The organism is uncultured Aquimarina sp. (assembly GCF_947492405.1).
Taxonomy (GTDB): domain Bacteria; phylum Bacteroidota; class Bacteroidia; order Flavobacteriales; family Flavobacteriaceae; genus Aquimarina.
Window position 1 is genome coordinate 26,533 of the sequence record NZ_CANLMP010000010.1, and the last position, 16,159, is coordinate 42,691.

Annotated in this window: 18 protein-coding genes; 15 read left to right on the forward strand and 3 right to left on the reverse strand. The window is 32.1% G+C overall.

The window, feature by feature from the left end:
- Nucleotides 1-13: 13 nt before the first annotated feature.
- From Q0829_RS25600 to rpmA, 6 genes are all read left to right on the forward strand, one after another.
- Nucleotides 14-1,339 (forward strand): gliding motility-associated protein GldE, encoded by a 1,326-nt coding sequence (locus tag Q0829_RS25600; protein ID WP_298548440.1) that lies wholly within the window; start codon nucleotides 14-16, stop codon nucleotides 1,337-1,339.
- The gene (gene gldD / locus Q0829_RS25605) at nucleotides 1,329-1,901 is read left to right on the forward strand and encodes a gliding motility lipoprotein GldD (protein WP_298548443.1); all 573 of its coding nucleotides are present in this window, start codon (nucleotides 1,329-1,331) and stop codon (nucleotides 1,899-1,901) included. Before Q0829_RS25600 ends, gldD begins: the two co-directional genes overlap by 11 nt.
- An 82-nt stretch (nucleotides 1,902-1,983) precedes the next feature.
- Nucleotides 1,984-2,874, forward strand: a complete 891-nt coding sequence (locus tag Q0829_RS25610) for an EamA family transporter (protein WP_298548446.1) — start codon at nucleotides 1,984-1,986, stop codon at nucleotides 2,872-2,874.
- 250 nt (nucleotides 2,875-3,124) lie between these two features.
- Entirely contained in the window at nucleotides 3,125-3,598 is a 474-nt protein-coding gene (locus Q0829_RS25615; RefSeq protein WP_298548448.1) for a DUF4199 domain-containing protein, read from the forward strand.
- A 97-nt stretch (nucleotides 3,599-3,695) separates the two neighbouring features.
- Nucleotides 3,696-4,385 (forward strand): 50S ribosomal protein L21, encoded by a 690-nt coding sequence (gene rplU, locus Q0829_RS25620; protein ID WP_298548450.1) that lies wholly within the window; start codon nucleotides 3,696-3,698, stop codon nucleotides 4,383-4,385.
- A 46-nt stretch (nucleotides 4,386-4,431) separates the two neighbouring features.
- Nucleotides 4,432-4,692, forward strand: coding sequence for a 50S ribosomal protein L27 (gene rpmA, locus Q0829_RS25625; RefSeq protein WP_118459983.1), 261 nt, complete (start codon nucleotides 4,432-4,434; stop codon nucleotides 4,690-4,692).
- 69 nt (nucleotides 4,693-4,761) lie between these two features.
- Here rpmA and Q0829_RS25630 read toward each other — a convergent pair whose 3' ends face one another.
- On the reverse strand, nucleotides 4,762-5,376 hold the full coding sequence (locus Q0829_RS25630; protein ID WP_298548453.1) for a hypothetical protein: 615 nt from the start codon (nucleotides 5,374-5,376) through the stop codon (nucleotides 4,762-4,764).
- Between the two features lie 70 nt (nucleotides 5,377-5,446).
- On the opposite strand from Q0829_RS25630, the gene Q0829_RS25635 reads away from it, so the two are divergent.
- On the forward strand, nucleotides 5,447-5,779 hold the full coding sequence (locus Q0829_RS25635; RefSeq protein WP_298548456.1) for a hypothetical protein: 333 nt from the start codon (nucleotides 5,447-5,449) through the stop codon (nucleotides 5,777-5,779).
- An 89-nt stretch (nucleotides 5,780-5,868) separates the two neighbouring features.
- Here Q0829_RS25635 and ahcY read toward each other — a convergent pair whose 3' ends face one another.
- The gene (ahcY, locus tag Q0829_RS25640; protein ID WP_298548458.1) at nucleotides 5,869-7,185 is read right to left on the reverse strand and encodes an adenosylhomocysteinase; all 1,317 of its coding nucleotides are present in this window, start codon (nucleotides 7,183-7,185) and stop codon (nucleotides 5,869-5,871) included.
- A gap of 137 nt (nucleotides 7,186-7,322) precedes the next feature.
- Between ahcY and Q0829_RS25645 the strand changes: the two genes are divergently transcribed.
- The 8 genes from Q0829_RS25645 (at nucleotide 7,323) to Q0829_RS25680 (ending at nucleotide 13,443) form a co-directional block, all read left to right on the forward strand.
- Nucleotides 7,323-7,958 (forward strand): 4'-phosphopantetheinyl transferase superfamily protein, encoded by a 636-nt coding sequence (locus tag Q0829_RS25645; RefSeq protein ID WP_298548460.1) that lies wholly within the window; start codon nucleotides 7,323-7,325, stop codon nucleotides 7,956-7,958.
- Nucleotides 7,959-8,012: 54 nt separating this feature from the next.
- Entirely contained in the window at nucleotides 8,013-8,273 is a 261-nt protein-coding gene (locus Q0829_RS25650) for a hypothetical protein (RefSeq protein ID WP_298548462.1), read from the forward strand.
- Nucleotides 8,257-8,889, forward strand: a complete 633-nt coding sequence (gene pnuC, locus Q0829_RS25655; protein WP_298548463.1) for a nicotinamide riboside transporter PnuC — start codon at nucleotides 8,257-8,259, stop codon at nucleotides 8,887-8,889. The genes Q0829_RS25650 and pnuC overlap by 17 nt, the downstream gene beginning before the upstream one ends.
- Complete coding sequence (locus Q0829_RS25660; RefSeq protein WP_298548464.1) at nucleotides 8,850-9,413, forward strand: ATP-binding protein; 564 nt, start codon at nucleotides 8,850-8,852, stop codon at nucleotides 9,411-9,413. The genes pnuC and Q0829_RS25660 overlap by 40 nt, the downstream gene beginning before the upstream one ends.
- Nucleotide 9,414: 1 nt before the next feature.
- Nucleotides 9,415-10,980, forward strand: coding sequence for a DUF4301 family protein (locus Q0829_RS25665; RefSeq protein WP_298548466.1), 1,566 nt, complete (start codon nucleotides 9,415-9,417; stop codon nucleotides 10,978-10,980).
- Nucleotides 10,977-11,378, forward strand: coding sequence for an alternative ribosome rescue aminoacyl-tRNA hydrolase ArfB (gene arfB, locus Q0829_RS25670; protein ID WP_298548468.1), 402 nt, complete (start codon nucleotides 10,977-10,979; stop codon nucleotides 11,376-11,378). The genes Q0829_RS25665 and arfB overlap by 4 nt, the downstream gene beginning before the upstream one ends.
- A 199-nt stretch (nucleotides 11,379-11,577) precedes the next feature.
- Entirely contained in the window at nucleotides 11,578-11,907 is a 330-nt protein-coding gene (locus Q0829_RS25675) for a hypothetical protein (RefSeq protein ID WP_298548470.1), read from the forward strand.
- A gap of 183 nt (nucleotides 11,908-12,090) precedes the next feature.
- Nucleotides 12,091-13,443, forward strand: a complete 1,353-nt coding sequence (locus tag Q0829_RS25680; protein ID WP_298548473.1) for a sigma-54 dependent transcriptional regulator — start codon at nucleotides 12,091-12,093, stop codon at nucleotides 13,441-13,443.
- Here the strand turns inward: Q0829_RS25680 and Q0829_RS25685 are convergent.
- Nucleotides 13,440-15,872 carry a hybrid sensor histidine kinase/response regulator gene (locus Q0829_RS25685; protein WP_298548475.1) on the reverse strand — a complete coding sequence of 811 codons (2,433 nt, stop codon included), beginning with the start codon at nucleotides 15,870-15,872 and terminating at the stop codon, nucleotides 13,440-13,442. The genes Q0829_RS25680 and Q0829_RS25685 overlap by 4 nt on opposite strands.
- Nucleotides 15,873-16,159 lie beyond the last annotated feature (287 nt).

Consider the following 16,159-nt stretch of genomic DNA (forward strand, 5'->3'; position numbering starts at 1 on the left):
AAACAGATATAATTTGGACCCTGATCCTGAACCGTTGTTTATTTTATTATTTGCTTTTGATTCTATGCAGGCAATTAATTTGCTTGTCCTTATATTACTATTGATTTGTTCTGCCCTCATATCCGGTAGTGAGGTTTCATTATTTTCGCTAACTCCTTCAGATCTAAAAGCGGAAGATGAGGATGCAACGATCAATCAAAAAATAATTTCAAAATTACTTAATAGACCCAAGAAACTATTAGCAACAATATTGGTAGCAAATAACTTTATCAATATTGCAATTGTTTTACTTTTTGATAGCTTAGGTGAAGTTTATTTTAAGGACCTTAATATTGTTTGGTGGGGTTGGGTAGATGTGAGGTTTGTTGTAGAGGTGATTGTTGTAGCATTCCTTATATTATTATTTGGTGAAATACTACCAAAGATATATGCCAGTAGAAACAATGTGAAGTTTGCTAACTTTATGGCACGACCACTAAGAGTGTTGGATTGGATTATTACTCCTATTAGTTTGCCGATGAGAAGCATAACCATACGTATTCATAATAGGTTAGGTAAGCAGAAATCAAATATAAGCGTAGATCAGTTATCACAAGCGCTAGAGTTAACTTCGGATACTGATACAACTTCCGAAGAGAAAAAAATTCTGGAAGGGATTGTGTCTTTTGGGAATACCGATACCAAACAGGTCATGAAACCGAGAATTGATATTTTTGCGTTAAATCAAGACATGGAATATGCTGAAATTATTCCAGAAATTATTGAAAATGGATATTCTAGAATTCCGGTATATCAGGATAGTATTGATAAGGTGATAGGGATTCTTTATGTAAAGGATTTATTGCCTTATATTAATCATAAAAACTTTGATTGGGTGGTTTTGGCAAGAGAGCCTTATTTTGTTCCAGAGAATAAGAAGTTAGATGATTTACTTAATGATTTTAAAGATAAAAAAAATCATTTGGCTATTGTAGTAGATGAGTATGGCGGGACAAGTGGTTTGATTTCGTTAGAGGATATTATTGAAGAAATTGTTGGTGATATTAGTGATGAATTTGATGATGAGGATTTGATATTCTCTAAGCTAGATGATAATAATTATGTTTTTGAAGGAAGAACATCATTAAAGGATTTTTATAAAGTAGTGAAGTTAGAAGATCATTCTGTTTTTGAGAACAAAAAAGGAGATGCAGAAACTATCGCAGGATTATTGTTAGAGATATCCGGCAGCTTTCCAAAAAGAGGAGATATAATTACGGTAGAGTCATATACTTTTAAGATAGAATCCTTGGACAATAAACGAATTAAAAGGATAAAATTAACGATTAATGAAGCGTAGACTTAGTAGATTTATAGTGGTAATTCTGGCGTGTGCTTTGTGTTCTTGTGGAGGAGAGATATTGCCCAAGCCTAAAGGAATGCTAAGGCTAACTTATCCTGCACCAAAATATGAACAAGCATTATTAGATTGCTCTTATAATTTTGAAAAAAACAATATTTCAGTGTTTGAAAAGGCGAAAAACAGGAAGAAATGTTGGTATAATATCGAATATCCAAAGTTAAACGCTACGGTCTATATTTCTTATTATGACATAAATAATAACCTGGATTCTTTATTAAGAGATGCACAAAATCTTACGCAAGAGCATTTTATAAAAGCGGATGCTATACAGCCAAAAGATTTTGTTTATCCAGAGAAAAAGGTATATGGTAGAATATACGAAGTAACAGGAAATGCAGCTTCTTCTTGTCAGTTTTATGTAACAGATAGTATTAATCATTTTGTATCTGGTTCGGTTTATTTTAAGGTGAAACCAAACTATGATTCTATTCTTCCGGCGGCAAAATATTTACGAAATGACATTATTCATTTTATGGAGACTGTCCAATGGAAAGAATAACGCTAAACGTTAGTTAATTTTTCCACATACTACATCGTTACTTTCATAATTTTAGTGATTTTTGCAGCTTATAAAACGGCACATGCAAAACGCAAAATTAAAATGGATATACCTGGTTGTACTATCATTGGTTTGGGGTAGTTCATTTATCCTAATAAAAAAATCATTGATAGGTCTAACACCGATGCAATTGGGAGCCTTAAGAACATTATTTGCAGCCTTTTTTTTGTTTCTGATTGGCTTTAGAAGTATGAAGACCATTAAGAAGAAAGAATGGAAATGGATTGTTATTTCTGGTTTTTTAGGCACATTTATTCCGGCATTCTTATTTGCCTTTGCAGAAACAGAAATTGATAGTGGTATAGCTTCAGTTCTTAATTCTACTACACCCTTGGTCACATTGATTCTAGGTGCTTTAGTCTTTTCAATTCATTTTAGCAGAAACCAGTTAATTGGTGTTGTTGTTGGGTTAATTGGATGTTTAGCGTTAATATTCGAAGGTGCTTCTGTAAATCCTAATCAGAATTATTGGTATGCATCATTAGTGCTTTGTGCTTCTGTTTGTTATGCGATGAATGTGAATATTATAAAACGCTACATGCAGCAAATATCACCCATGGCAATCGCTAATGGAAATTTTATTGTGCTGGTAATTCCTTCGCTTTTGGTATTGTATTACTCAGGTTTTTTTGATGAGAAAGTAATTACAAATTCTACAATGCATACAAGTTTGATTTATATATCAATTCTTGCAGTAGTAGGAACAGGAATTGCTAAAGTGTTGTTTAATAAATTGGTGCAAATCAGTAGTCCTGTTTTTGCTACTTCTGTTACATATACAATTCCAATAGTAGCCTTGATGTGGGGATTAATGGATGGAGAAGAATTTTCTTTTTATCAGGTAATTGCGGCTGGAATTATAATTTTAGGAGTTTATATTGCAAACCGCAAAAAAATACAAACCCACTCTTAGATCTGTGAACGCTTATTTCTCAATTTTTTAGATTACATTTCGTTTAAAAGTTGCTTGTTATACCTTCTTATTTATTTTTCATTAGTAATAATTTTATCAATTGAGTTTGTGTGTGAGACTTCATGTTGTCATGATTTTGATAAAAAATAATGAAAGGCTAAGTGCTTTGTTTATAATAAATTAACAGTTTTTTAAGCCTGAAAATCGTTAATAATCCATAAATTTCTGTTAAATCCAAATAAGAGAAATTATGAAAAAGTCTACAATCCCTGTTAAGTATGGTGTTATGATTGCAATTGGACTGATTGCTTATTTTTTAATTTTGTCATTAATTGGAGTGCAAACCAATCCTATCTTTAGTCTGGGTAATGGAATCATAGTAGCATTTGGATTATATAAAGCTATAAAAGATTATAAGCTCGAAAAAGGGAATGCTTTTGAATATCAAAAGGGTTTTATGGCTGGATTATTTACAGGATTTAATGCAACACTTATTTTTACTGTTTTCTTTGCGATTTATGTAACTAATATCAATACTAATTTTCTCCCAGAAATGCTTGCTAATTGGAGTTCTCACTACCATGTAGGCGTAGGAATTGTAGTTTTTGTGGCGGCTATTATGGGTTTTGCAACTACATTTGTGCTAACTCTTTCTTTTATGCAGTTGTTTAAAGACAGTTGGAATATTAGAAAAAAGCATAATTCGAACCCTATAAAGGCGTAAAATGTTTGTCAGTTAATTAATTAGGAGTATATTTGCAACCGCTTATTTTAATAGGCGCAGTTCTTTAGATATAAAAAAATTAATTAAACGTTACGCTATGTACGCAATTGTAGAGATAGCAGGGCAGCAATTTAAAGTTGCGAAAGACCAAAAAGTTTTTGTTCATCGTTTAGCAGGAGAAGAAGGAGATAAAGTTTCTTTTGACAAAGTTCTTCTTACTGCAGATGGAGATAATGTTACTTTAGGCGCCCCGGCTATAGATGGAGCTCAAGTAGGAGCTAAAATCACAAGACACCTAAAAGGTGATAAAGTTATTGTTTTCAAGAAAAAGAGACGTAAAGGATACCGTGTTAAAAATGGTCACCGTCAATCTCTTACTGAAATCGTAATCGAAAGTATAGTTGCCTCTGGAGCAAAGAAAGCTGCTCCTAAAAAGGAAACTAAGAAAGCTGCACCAAAAGCTGAAAAGAAAGTAGAAGCTAAGCCTGCTGCTCCTAAAAAAGCAGAAGCACCAAAGAAAGCTGCTCCTAAAAAATCAGCCAAAGCAGATGATCTTAAAAAAATTGAAGGTATTGGACCAAAAATTGCATCTACATTGGTAGAAGCAGGGATCAGTACATTTGCTGATTTAGCAAAGACAGATGCTGCTAAAATTTCTGAAATTATAGCAGATGTACGTGGAAATCACGTTACAGATACTTGGCCAGCACAAGCGAAACTTGCTGCAGAAGGTAAGTGGGATGAATTAAAGAAATGGCAAGACGAATTAGATGGTGGTAAAGCTTAATTGCACAACATCTAATTTTAAGTTTAACATATAAAACCTTAAGAAAATGGCTCATAAAAAAGGAGTTGGTAGTTCTAAGAATGGTAGAGAATCAGAATCGAAACGTTTAGGTGTGAAGATTTTTGGTGGACAAGCTGCCATCGCTGGTAACATCATTGTAAGACAAAGAGGTACAGCACACAAACCAGGTGAGAATGTGTACGCTGGTAAAGATCATACACTACACGCTAAAGTGGACGGTATGGTGAAGTTTACTAAAAAGAGAGATAATAAATCTTATGTTTCTATAGTTCCTTTTGAAGCATAAGGATATTTTCCTTTGTTACATATATAAAACTCATTTCAAGTTAGCTTGAAATGAGTTTTTTGTTTTTTATTAATGCAATAAGCAAATATTTTCTACATCAGTTTTTTGAAATTTTATCAACTGAGCATAACGGTTTAAAATTTCTTTAGTGTTCTCTATATCACACAAAATCTCTTTGTTTTCAAAATATGCAGATGGATCGGTGTGTTTTTCTTTAATATCAACAGTTACATCTTTATTGTCATAATGTTTGGAGAGACACTTAATTGCTTTTTCTTTGCTAATGTAGGTTCTTAACTCGGTAATGCTCCAATCTTCATCAATAGCTAACAAGGCTTCGGTGTTTTTATCATAAACAGGTTTGTCATTTTGTACGCTTTCCTCTCTAAGGGAAAAGAATAGATTCGTTTTATGTATATAATAACTGTCTAGGGTTGAATAATGTCCTTGATCAAAAGAATGGGTAATAAGCCTTAAATCGTGATCTTTATAATAAAAAATTAGGGTCCCGTTGATTCTCTCACCTTCGCAGGTATAGGTTATTTCTTTTTGTTCTAATTCTAGTTTGTTAAGTAGTGTTTCTATTTTTTTATATTCATTTCGGATACCTTCTATATTATCTATAGCATTCTGTCCGAAACCAAAAAAAGAGACAAGCGAGGAAAAAAAGAGTAGTAATTTCATCAAACTTTTAGTATACATAGCTAGTAAATATCTAAATTTACTAATCAAGAACCAAAAATGGAATGAAACTATGAAGTATGTATTTATTAAAACCTTATGTTGTTTTTTATTTTTTATAACGCTAGGAGTTTCTTCTCAGGATATACCTAAATATGATTATTTAGAGGTTATCGTGATACAGAAAGCTAATAACAGTGGAAGAGTAAAAAGAATAAAAGTTCAGGAACAAAAATCATTAGAAGGAAAGCAGATAACAATCAAGGAACTAGAGGATCTAGAAGGAACTTCTGATTTGCTAAACTATATGAATACTGCTAACTGGGAATTTGTAGACCGTCAATCTATAGTTTCTGAGGAAAATGATCCGGTATGGATGAGTTATATTTTTAGGAAGAGAAAATAAATAAAAACCCTTGCTAAAAACTAGCAAGGGTTCCATCTATGTTCTAACAGCGAAGCAGTCTAAAATTCCAGAAGCATCACGTTCTATTTTTAATATCTATAATGTTCAGGTTTGAAAGGACCTTCTACAGTTACGCCGATATATTCAGCTTGATCGTTACGTAATTCCGTAAGTTCAACTCCGATTTTAGCCAAGTGTAATTTTGCCACTTTTTCATCCAAATGTTTTGGTAGCATATAAACTTCGTTATCATAGTTTTCGCTATTTTTCCAAAGCTCAATTTGTGCTAAAGTCTGATTTGTAAATGAGTTACTCATTACAAAACTTGGGTGACCTGTTGCACATCCCAGGTTTACTAAACGACCCTCTGCAAGAATAATAACATCATTCCCATTTACATTGTATTTATCTACCTGAGGTTTAATAGTATCTTTAGTATGTCCGTGATTTTTATTTAACCAAGCCATATCGATTTCATTATCAAAATGTCCGATATTACATACAATAGCTTTGTCTTTTAAAGCTTCAAAATGATGCCCTTGAACAATATCTTTATTTCCTGTGGTAGTAATAACGATGTCGCTATTTCCGATAACGGTTTCTAGTTTTTTTACTTCAAAACCATCCATAGCTGCTTGTAAAGCGCAAATAGGATCAATTTCAGTTACAGTCACGATACTTCCAGCACCTTTAAAAGAAGCCGCTGTTCCTTTACCAACATCACCGTATCCACAAACAGTTACTCGTTTTCCGGCTAACATAATATCAGTTGCACGACGAATAGCATCTACAGCACTTTCTTTACAACCGTACTTATTGTCAAATTTAGATTTGGTAACAGAATCATTAACGTTAATAGCAGGCATTGGTAAAGTTCCATTCTTTACTCTTTCGTATAAACGATGAACACCTGTTGTAGTTTCTTCAGATAAACCTTTGATACCTTTAGCTAATTCTGGGTAACGATCTAAAACCATGTTTGTTAAATCTCCACCATCATCAAGAATCATATTTAATGGTTTACGATCTTCTCCAAAGAATAAGGTTTGTTCGATACACCAATCAAATTCCTCTTCATTCATTCCTTTCCAGGCATATACTGGTATACCAGCATCTGCAATAGCAGCAGCTGCTTGATCCTGAGTAGAGAATATATTACAAGAGCTCCAAGTTACTTCTGCTCCAAGAGCCTGTAGTGTTTCTATTAACACCGCAGTTTGAATAGTCATATGAAGACAACCTGCAATACGAGAACCTTTTAGAGGTTGTTCGTCTTTATACTCTTCTCGAAGTGACATAAGACCTGGCATTTCGGCCTCAGCTAGTTCAATTTCTTTTCTTCCCCATGCAGCTAATGAAATGTCTTTCACCTTGTAAGGAACATAAGGTACTGTTTTGGTACTCATAGTATCTGTTTTATGTTTATGAAGTGCAATAATTTTAGTATTTCGCACTAAATTATTCTAAATTCGTCCATCGAAAATCATGCTAATGGTTCCTGATTTTCAGTTTGCAAAGGTACATAATAACTTTAATAATTCGCATGCCTCTTTACAAAACTATAACAGTTGATCAAAGCACTAATATATTGATTTGGAAGATAGAAGAATCTTTTGAAGCGTTGTCTGAAGGGATTGAGTTAACCAATCATTGTCAAAATAGAGTAGATAACATGAAATCCGATATGCATAAGCGAGGTTTTATGAGTATTAGACATTTGTTAGCAATTTTTGGATATACAGATCATGATCTATACTATGACGATTTTGGGAAGCCTCACCTAAAAGATGGAAAACAAATTTCAATAACACATTCTTATGAATATGCAGGAATAATTGTTAGTGATAAACTTGTAGGTATTGATATTGAAAAACAGCGTGAAAAAATTCATCGGATCGCTCATAAATTTGTAGAATCAGAACAAGAATTTGTAAGTAAACATAAAGAGGAAGAAAAAACACGTGTATTAACAGTTATTTGGGGAGCAAAAGAATCTTTATATAAATTATACGGAACTGCGGGATTGAGTTTTGAGCAAAACATACATATTATGCCGTTTGATCTAAATATGCCATTTACGGCCGGAAGTGTTCATCATAATGGTAAAATCAGTCATTATGATATAACTTTTGCAGAGTTCGATGGTTTTACCTGTGTGTATGCCTTACCATATGTATAATCATTAGACAATACTTACCTTCGTACTTCTAAAATCGTAAATCTTAATTATCACATGCAAGTATCAATAGAACTAACACTTACCCCTTTACAAAGTGATTTCGAAGAACATATTATTCGATTTATTAAAAGGTTAAGGTCTTCAGAATTTACTGTTTTAGAAAATCCATTAAGTACCCAGGTATATGGAGATTATGATAAGATGATGCTCTTCTTGACAGAAGAAATTAAGAAGGCGTTTGGAGATATGGAACACGTTTTAGTATATATGAAAATGGTAAAAAGTAATAGAAGTGATTATGAACCAAATTTTTGATTTTCTCTTTGGTCAATATACAGCATATTCTACACTGGATATTTCTTTAGAAATCACAGCAGTTTTATTTGGAATTGCAAGTGTTTTCTTTGCTTGGTTTAATAAAATATGGGTATATCCTACAGGTTTAGTAAGTACTTCGATTTATGTGTATTTACTTTTAAAATGGTCCTTATTAGGTGATATGATGATCAATGCCTACTATTTTATAATGAGTATTTATGGTTGGTACGTTTGGACAAGAAAAATTGACGAAACTCATACTACTCCTATCTCCAGAACAAACTCAAAGGAGAAAATCATAGAAATAACAATTTTTATTGCGACATTAATTTTTGTTTACGTCGTATATAAAACATTTGATAAATGGAATGATTGGACAGCTTATGTAGATACATTGACAACAGCTATATTTTTTGTTGGTATGTGGTTGATGGCTAAAAGAAAAATTGAGAATTGGATTTTTTGGATACTGGGTGATATTATTTCTGTTCCCTTATATTTTTATAAAGGGTTTACATTTACCAGTTTTCAATATTTGATTTTTACAATTATGGCAATTCAAGGGTATTTAGCATGGAAGAAAAGCTTAGACAAAACACTAGTAACTGCTTAAAGATAGTATTGTTTGGCCCGGAATCAACCGGTAAAACTACTCTATCTAAACAATTAGCTAAACATTACAATACTTCTTGGGTGCCAGAATATATGAGAGAGTACCTTCAGAAAAAATGGGATACTGATAAAGAAGTATGTACTTATGAGGATTTGATTCCGATCGCGGTAGGACAAATGCAGTTAGAAAATGAAATCATAAAAGAATCAAACAAAATATTATTTTGCGATACGAATCTTCTTGAGATCAAAGTGTATTCCGAGGCATATTATAATGGATCGGTCCCTGAAATGATACGTAAATTTTCATCAGAAAACAGTTATGATTTGTATCTTTTAACTTATATTGACACACCTTGGATTCCTGATGATCTAAGAGATAAACCATATCAGAGAGAAGAAATGTTTTTGCGTTTTAAAGAATCTCTGGAGCAAAACAATTGTAAGTACATTATATTAAAAGGAGATGCTGAATCTCGTTTTAAAAAAGCAATAAAAACTATTGATCAATTAATAGAGAAGTAACGTGAATATTACAGATAAAGATATCAAACTGATTACATCCAAAGGCTTGACTGTAGAAAAAGTACTATCGCAGATCGAGACATTTAAAAATGAAATTCCTTTTGTGGCATTAAGAAGTGCTGCTAGTCTTGATAATGGGATTTTAAGATTTTCTGAGCACTACCAGTCCGAACTGACTAAGTTGTATGAGTCTAGATCCTCTAATCTGGATACAATAAAATTTGTACCAGCTTCTGGTGCTGCTACTAGAATGTTTAAAGAATTATTTAAATTTTTGGATAACTATGAGTACGAAAAAGAAAGTTTGAACTCATATACAAATCACGAAAAGGCAAATGCAATACGACTATTTTTAATAGGTTTAGAAAAATTTCCTTTTTATGACATAGTAATGCAAAAAATAAGGAGTTCTTATCCTAATTTTGAATCTTTATCAGAAGGAAGACAGCTCTATATTTTTATCGAAATGATGCTAAAAGAAAAAGGACTGAATTTTGGAGTATACCCAAAAGGATTATTGCCTTTTCATAAATACACAAATAGTATATCTACTTCGTTTGAAGAACATTTGTTCGAGGCTGCAGGATATAACAAAAATGTCAAAGGAGATTCTAAATTACATTTTACAATTTCTAAGGAGCATCTCGATGCATTTAAGGATGAATTCGAAAGGATAAAGAAAAAAGTAGAAGAAAAAACAGATACTAATTTTATAATTACATATTCTTTTCAAAAATCAGAAACGGATACTATTGCAGTAGATAAAAACAATGAGCCGTTTAGAACGGAAGATGGTTCTATACTATTTAGACCAGGAGGTCACGGAGCATTGATCGAAAATCTAAATGATCTGGATGCGGATATCGTATATATTAAAAATATAGACAATGTTGTAGTTCGTAAATATCAGGATGAGGTCTCAGGATATAAAAAGGTGCTGGCAGGTAAATTAATTGAAATTCAGGATGAGGTTTTTAGGATATTAAATGCAATTGATAAAAATGTTCCGTCAGAAGCTGAATTAAAGGACATCAAGAAGTTTTTGGTGCAGCAACTTAATGTGAGGTTGCCTTTGGATTTTGATAAATTTTCCGAGAAATATAAACTTCAATTTCTAAAAGAATCATTAAACAGACCAATTAGAGTATGTGGTATGGTAATTAATGAAGGAGAACCTGGTGGAGGACCTTTTTGGATAAAAAGAGAGAATGGGAGATTAGTTTTACAGATTATCGAAACCCCGCAAATAAATATAAAAGATAATAGACAGCGAGATATTTTAAAAAGTGCAACTCACTTCAACCCTGTAGATTTGGTTTGTGGTGTGCGTGATTACAAAGGAAATAAGTTTAATTTACTTGATTTTGTAGATCCGGATGCAGGTTTTATAACAACGAAATCTCTTAATGGACAAGTATTAAAAGCATTAGAATTACCAGGATTATGGAACGGTGCGATGGCGAATTGGATTAGTGTTTTTGTAGAAGTACCTTTAACTACATTTAATCCTGTAAAAACAGTAAATGATCTATTAAAGTCTGCACATCAAGTAAAACTTTTTTCGTGAATATTTCAGTTGTATTAAATGAATTAAAGTTCAAAGGCATTAGAAGTTATGGTGCTGGTGGCCAGCATGTTAATAAGGTTTCTTCTAAAGTAGAGCTTAGTTTTAATATAAATGATTCTAAAGGGCTTACCGATGAAGAAAAGTTACGAATTACTAACAAGTTAAAATCACGAATCACTAAATCAGATGAATTAATTTTGCAATGTGGAGATACGAGAAGTCAACACAGAAATAAAGAACTTGTAATTAGTAGGTTTTTAGAGATCATAAAAGCAAGTTTGTATATACCTAAACCAAGAAAAGCTTCTAGGCCCTCTAAGTCTTCTGTTAGAAAACGTTTGGAAAGCAAAAAAAGACAAGCATTTAAAAAATCTAATCGAAAAAAACCTCTATTGTAATTATCCCTTCACACAAAAGTGTGTATAATTTCTACACTTTTGTGTGGAATCTACAGATTTCCACAGATTCTAGATCTACATAAAAATACCTAAACATCTGATAATCAGTTAATTTTATATATTTTTTTGTCTGATTATTTTTTGGAACAATTATTCCTCTACATATAATCGTAAAACAAGTGTTTACAATTATAATCAAATGAAAAATTTACAAATGATCATCGCTATAGTAGTTAGTATTATATCAGCACAAGGAGTGATAGCTCAAGATGAATTGGCTGAGAATGATGGATGGGAGTTTATGGATTATGAATATGAACTACAGGAGTATACGGAAATTGAAATTGTAGAATTACCAATGACAATTCAAGACGCTGCTGCAAGAGATTTTGAGAACTTACGTATTTACAAAGCATATATATCTAAAGATAATTCGTATAAGATTGTTCTTAGAGGTAAAGATAACTACACAAAAGTTGTATTTGCAAGCGCTAATGGCGAATGGATAAAGCCAGACGACAAATCTTAAATCTAGGGGTAGAAAAGGATATCGTTTTGCAACCAAAAGACGATATAAAGTTGTTTAGTGCTAAAAAGAGACCCAATCCCAAGGGTCTCTTTTTTATTTTTAGGTTTCTTTTATGTTAGAGAATAATTAAATGTTTTTAATGTTTAATTTTATACCATACATTTAAAATTAAATGATATCAATATGTCCAAATTACTGATAGTTGAAGATGATGTAGCTTTTTGTACGATGCTCAAAACTTTTTTACAAAAAAAAGGATATGACGTATCTACTTCATTTTCTGGTAATGAAGCCGTTTTACAGATTCAAGAGCATACGTTTGATATTGTACTAACGGATGTAAGATTACCGGATAGAGATGGTATCACTTTGTTAGACGATATTAGAGCTAAGAATCCTAAGACTCAGGTTGTGATTATGACTGGTTATGCAGAAATAAACATGGCGGTTAATGCTATAAAGCAAGGAGCATTTGATTATGTTTCTAAACCTTTTAATCCTGATAAGATACTTCAGATTATTGAAAAAGCATTAAAAGTTGATACTAACGAGCCTGAATTTGGAGATAGTAAAGCACCTAAAAAGGAAGAGAAGATTGCTCGTACAAATAATTCTTTTGTAAAAGGAATCAGTGACGCTTCTAAAAAACTTAATGAATATGTCGCATTAGTGGCTCCTACTCGTATGTCTGTATTGGTTATTGGAGATAGTGGTACCGGAAAAGAATATGTGGCTAGTAGTATACATAAAGCAAGTAAAAGAGCCGATAAACCATTTGTGCCGGTCGATTGTGGAGCGATTCCAAAAGAGATTGCATCAAGTGAATTTTTTGGGCATATCAAAGGTTCTTTTACAGGAGCTGTAAATGATAAAGTTGGTCATTTTGAAGCAGCTAATGGGGGAACCTTATTTTTAGATGAAATAGGTAATCTTAGTTATGAATTACAAGTTCAGCTTCTTAGGGCATTACAAGAAAGAAAGATTAAACCTGTGGGAAGTAATAAAGAGATAGAAGTTGATATCCGTGTTATAGCAGCTACAAATGAGGATCTTAGTAATGCAGTAAAAGAAGGAGAGTTTAGAGAAGATCTATATCATCGCCTGAATGAGTTTTCTATAAAAGTACCACCATTAAAAGATAGAATCGAAGATTTGATGTTGTTTGCAAATTATTTTCTAGAGGAGTCTAATGTAGAGTTGGATAAGCATGTTGTTGGATTTGCCGATGAAGTATTGGATACATTTAAGAAATATGATTGGCCAGGAAATCTAAGAGAATTAAAAAATATTGTAAAAAGATCCGTATTGCTTTCTCAGAATGATATGATTACTATGGATGTTCTACCTAACGATGTTGCATATGCTTCTCATAATGCCAAACAAACCTATGGATTATTTAAGAGTCAAAATGAACAAGAATTGATTTTGGATGCTTTAGAAAAAGCAAACGGTAATAAAGCAAAGGCAGCAAGAATGCTCGATATAGATAGAAAGACCCTCTATAATAAATTAAAGCAATATGATATCAGTCTTTAGTTTTTAACTTTAAGCTTATCAATTAGATCTTCTATTTTATTTACTCCTTTCTCTGTTAGTTCAAGAATTTCCTTATTATCTAACTCATAGTCATCTTGATGTTCCAATGTGTCTAAAATTGGTACGATTTCTTTTGCTTTTATTTGTTTAAACATTGGTAACATTTTATGTGCAAGACGTTTAATCTGTTCAAAATTATGACTATCAATGGCAGACTTAAGTTCTTTTATATGATCCGTGGTGCTAATACAAAAAGTTTCTAAAATGGCATAAAGTGATTCTGTATCTCCCTGAGCAAAAAGCATCAGGTCACTCAAAGAGTAGTTCGCTTCTTTTTCTTTATCTGACATTGGATTTTCATAGTCAAGATCGACAGCATCAATTTTTAAAATATTAGTTATTAAATCTATTAAAGCCTGTGGAGCATAAGGTTTACGAAGACTTCCTGAAAAACCAGCTTCTTCATACTCTGATACAGAAGTATCTGTTCTACCAGATAAAGCAATAATTGGTAAATCTTTATAAGAAGTATTATTTCTAATAGCTTTTAGTAGTTCGAAACCATCCATTTTAGGCATTTGTATATCCGTAAGAATTAGATCATAGTTGTTTTTCTTTAAAAGTTCTAAGGCGTCTAAGCCATTTTCACAGATATCGTACGATAGACTAATCAGCGATGCTACTTCACTGGTTAAATCTAATTGACTAAGATCGTCATCAACAATGAGAGCTTTTTTGTTCGTGAAATGCTGAATTTCTAAAGGCTCATTTTCTTCCTCAGAAATTTGTGTCTTAGCAAGCTTAATCGGGATACAAAAACTAAAATTACTACCTTCTTCAGGTTCACTTTCTAATTTTATCTTTCCATTAAGAAGTTTAATTATTTTTTTAGTAATGGCTAAACCAAGACCAAAACCACCATATTTTTTTTCAGTATCATCATCTCCTTGCGAAAACTCTTCGAAAATGAATTTCTGCTGCTCCTTTGTTATTCCAATACCAGTATCTTTTACAGAAATAATAAGCTCTTTTTCTGCAAGACCATTTTGTGTGATTTTACTATCAATTGTGATGGATCCTTGATCCGTAAATTTGTATGCGTTATTCAATAAATTAGTCAGTACTTGTTTGATTCTAAAAGGGTCTCCTAAATATTGTTTGTTTAGCTCTCTGTCTGAATTTATTAAGATTTCTAAATTCTTACTGTCATTTAAAGGAATGACACTGGTAATCGTGTTTTCGATTAATTTTTTAGGAGAAAAAGGTAATTCTTCAATCACCATTCTACCAGCTTCAAGCTTTGATAGGTCAAGGAGATCGTTTACTAAATGGAGAATATAATCAGATGATTTTTTTAGATGACCTAAATAATGCTTTTGTTTATTAGTTAAGCCAGTTTTTTCCAATAAATCAGAATATCCAATCACAGTATTCAGAGGAGAACGGAGATCGTGGGTTACCGTGTTTATAAGGGATTCTCTGGTTTTTAATAAAGACTCTTTATATATTTTTTCAGCTTCTAATTCGTTTCTATATTTCTGACTCTTAGATACGTCTTTCGTAATTAAAAAGAGAAATAGAATAGCAATTAATAAGCTGATAGCAGTTATAATAATGATAAAATTGGCAGTTTTATCAAGTATGTTATTTGATCTTTCCAGTTTTGCTACATATTCTTTCCGTTCGCTATCCTCTATCGCCGCCATTAAATCACGAAGCTGCTTAGTGATAATCTGATCATTTTTTAAGAGTTTGTTTTCTCTTGCCGTAATTTGGCGTTCGTACCTTCTGTCTTTTTCCTCTACCTCTATTAGTACTTTATAAAAATGATTGGCTACAGAATCTAAAGTCTGACTTGTCAAACGTTCTTCATTATCTTTTTTTGACCAACTTAGAAGGTTTTTTATTAATTTTTTTGTAGCAGGATTATAATCCTTAATACGCTTGTCTAAATCAAGATAATTACCATATTCTTTACTTGATTTTTTGAGTTGATCAATTACATTTTCTTTTAAACCTTTTTCTTTTCGTTGCTCATATATAGCAATAAGCTTTTCGAAATTTTTGTTTTTACTATCGATAAGTATTTTTATACTATCAATTTTATTAGACTGAAACGTATCTAAAGACATTCCTCCAACTTGGTCGATGGTTGTAATTATAGAATCGACCTTTATTTTATATGCTTCAAATTTTTCAGTATCCGAAGTTTGGATTATGTTTCTGGTTAAACTTTCGGCTTCATATAAGCCAGTGATCGCCTCTCCAACAAGTACTAACTTTTCATTATTATCATTCTTAATTTTAGTAATTTCAGAGTAATTACCAAATTGCCTATAAATAACCCAGAAAGCAATGATCGCTAGTAGAATTGCTAATGTATATCCTGCAATTATTTTTAACGTAATTGAACGTTTTGTGTTTTTCATACTATACTAACTTCAAAAAAACCGAAGCATTGTTTTTATGTCTAATAAAGTTACAATAAATCAATTAAACACAGTACTTTTGCAGCAAAATCTCAAAGGGGTGCTTTAAAAAGGTATTTGGTATGAGGTTAGGTTTGGGGTTTAAAACAATCTCACTCCTAAAACCTCACTCCTCCAACCTAATAAAGGCTGAGATCATACCCGATGAACCTGGGCAGGTAATGCTGCCAAGGGACAGCAATAAGCTAATATGTCTATTTGATACATTAGCTCAATAGGGAAGTAAT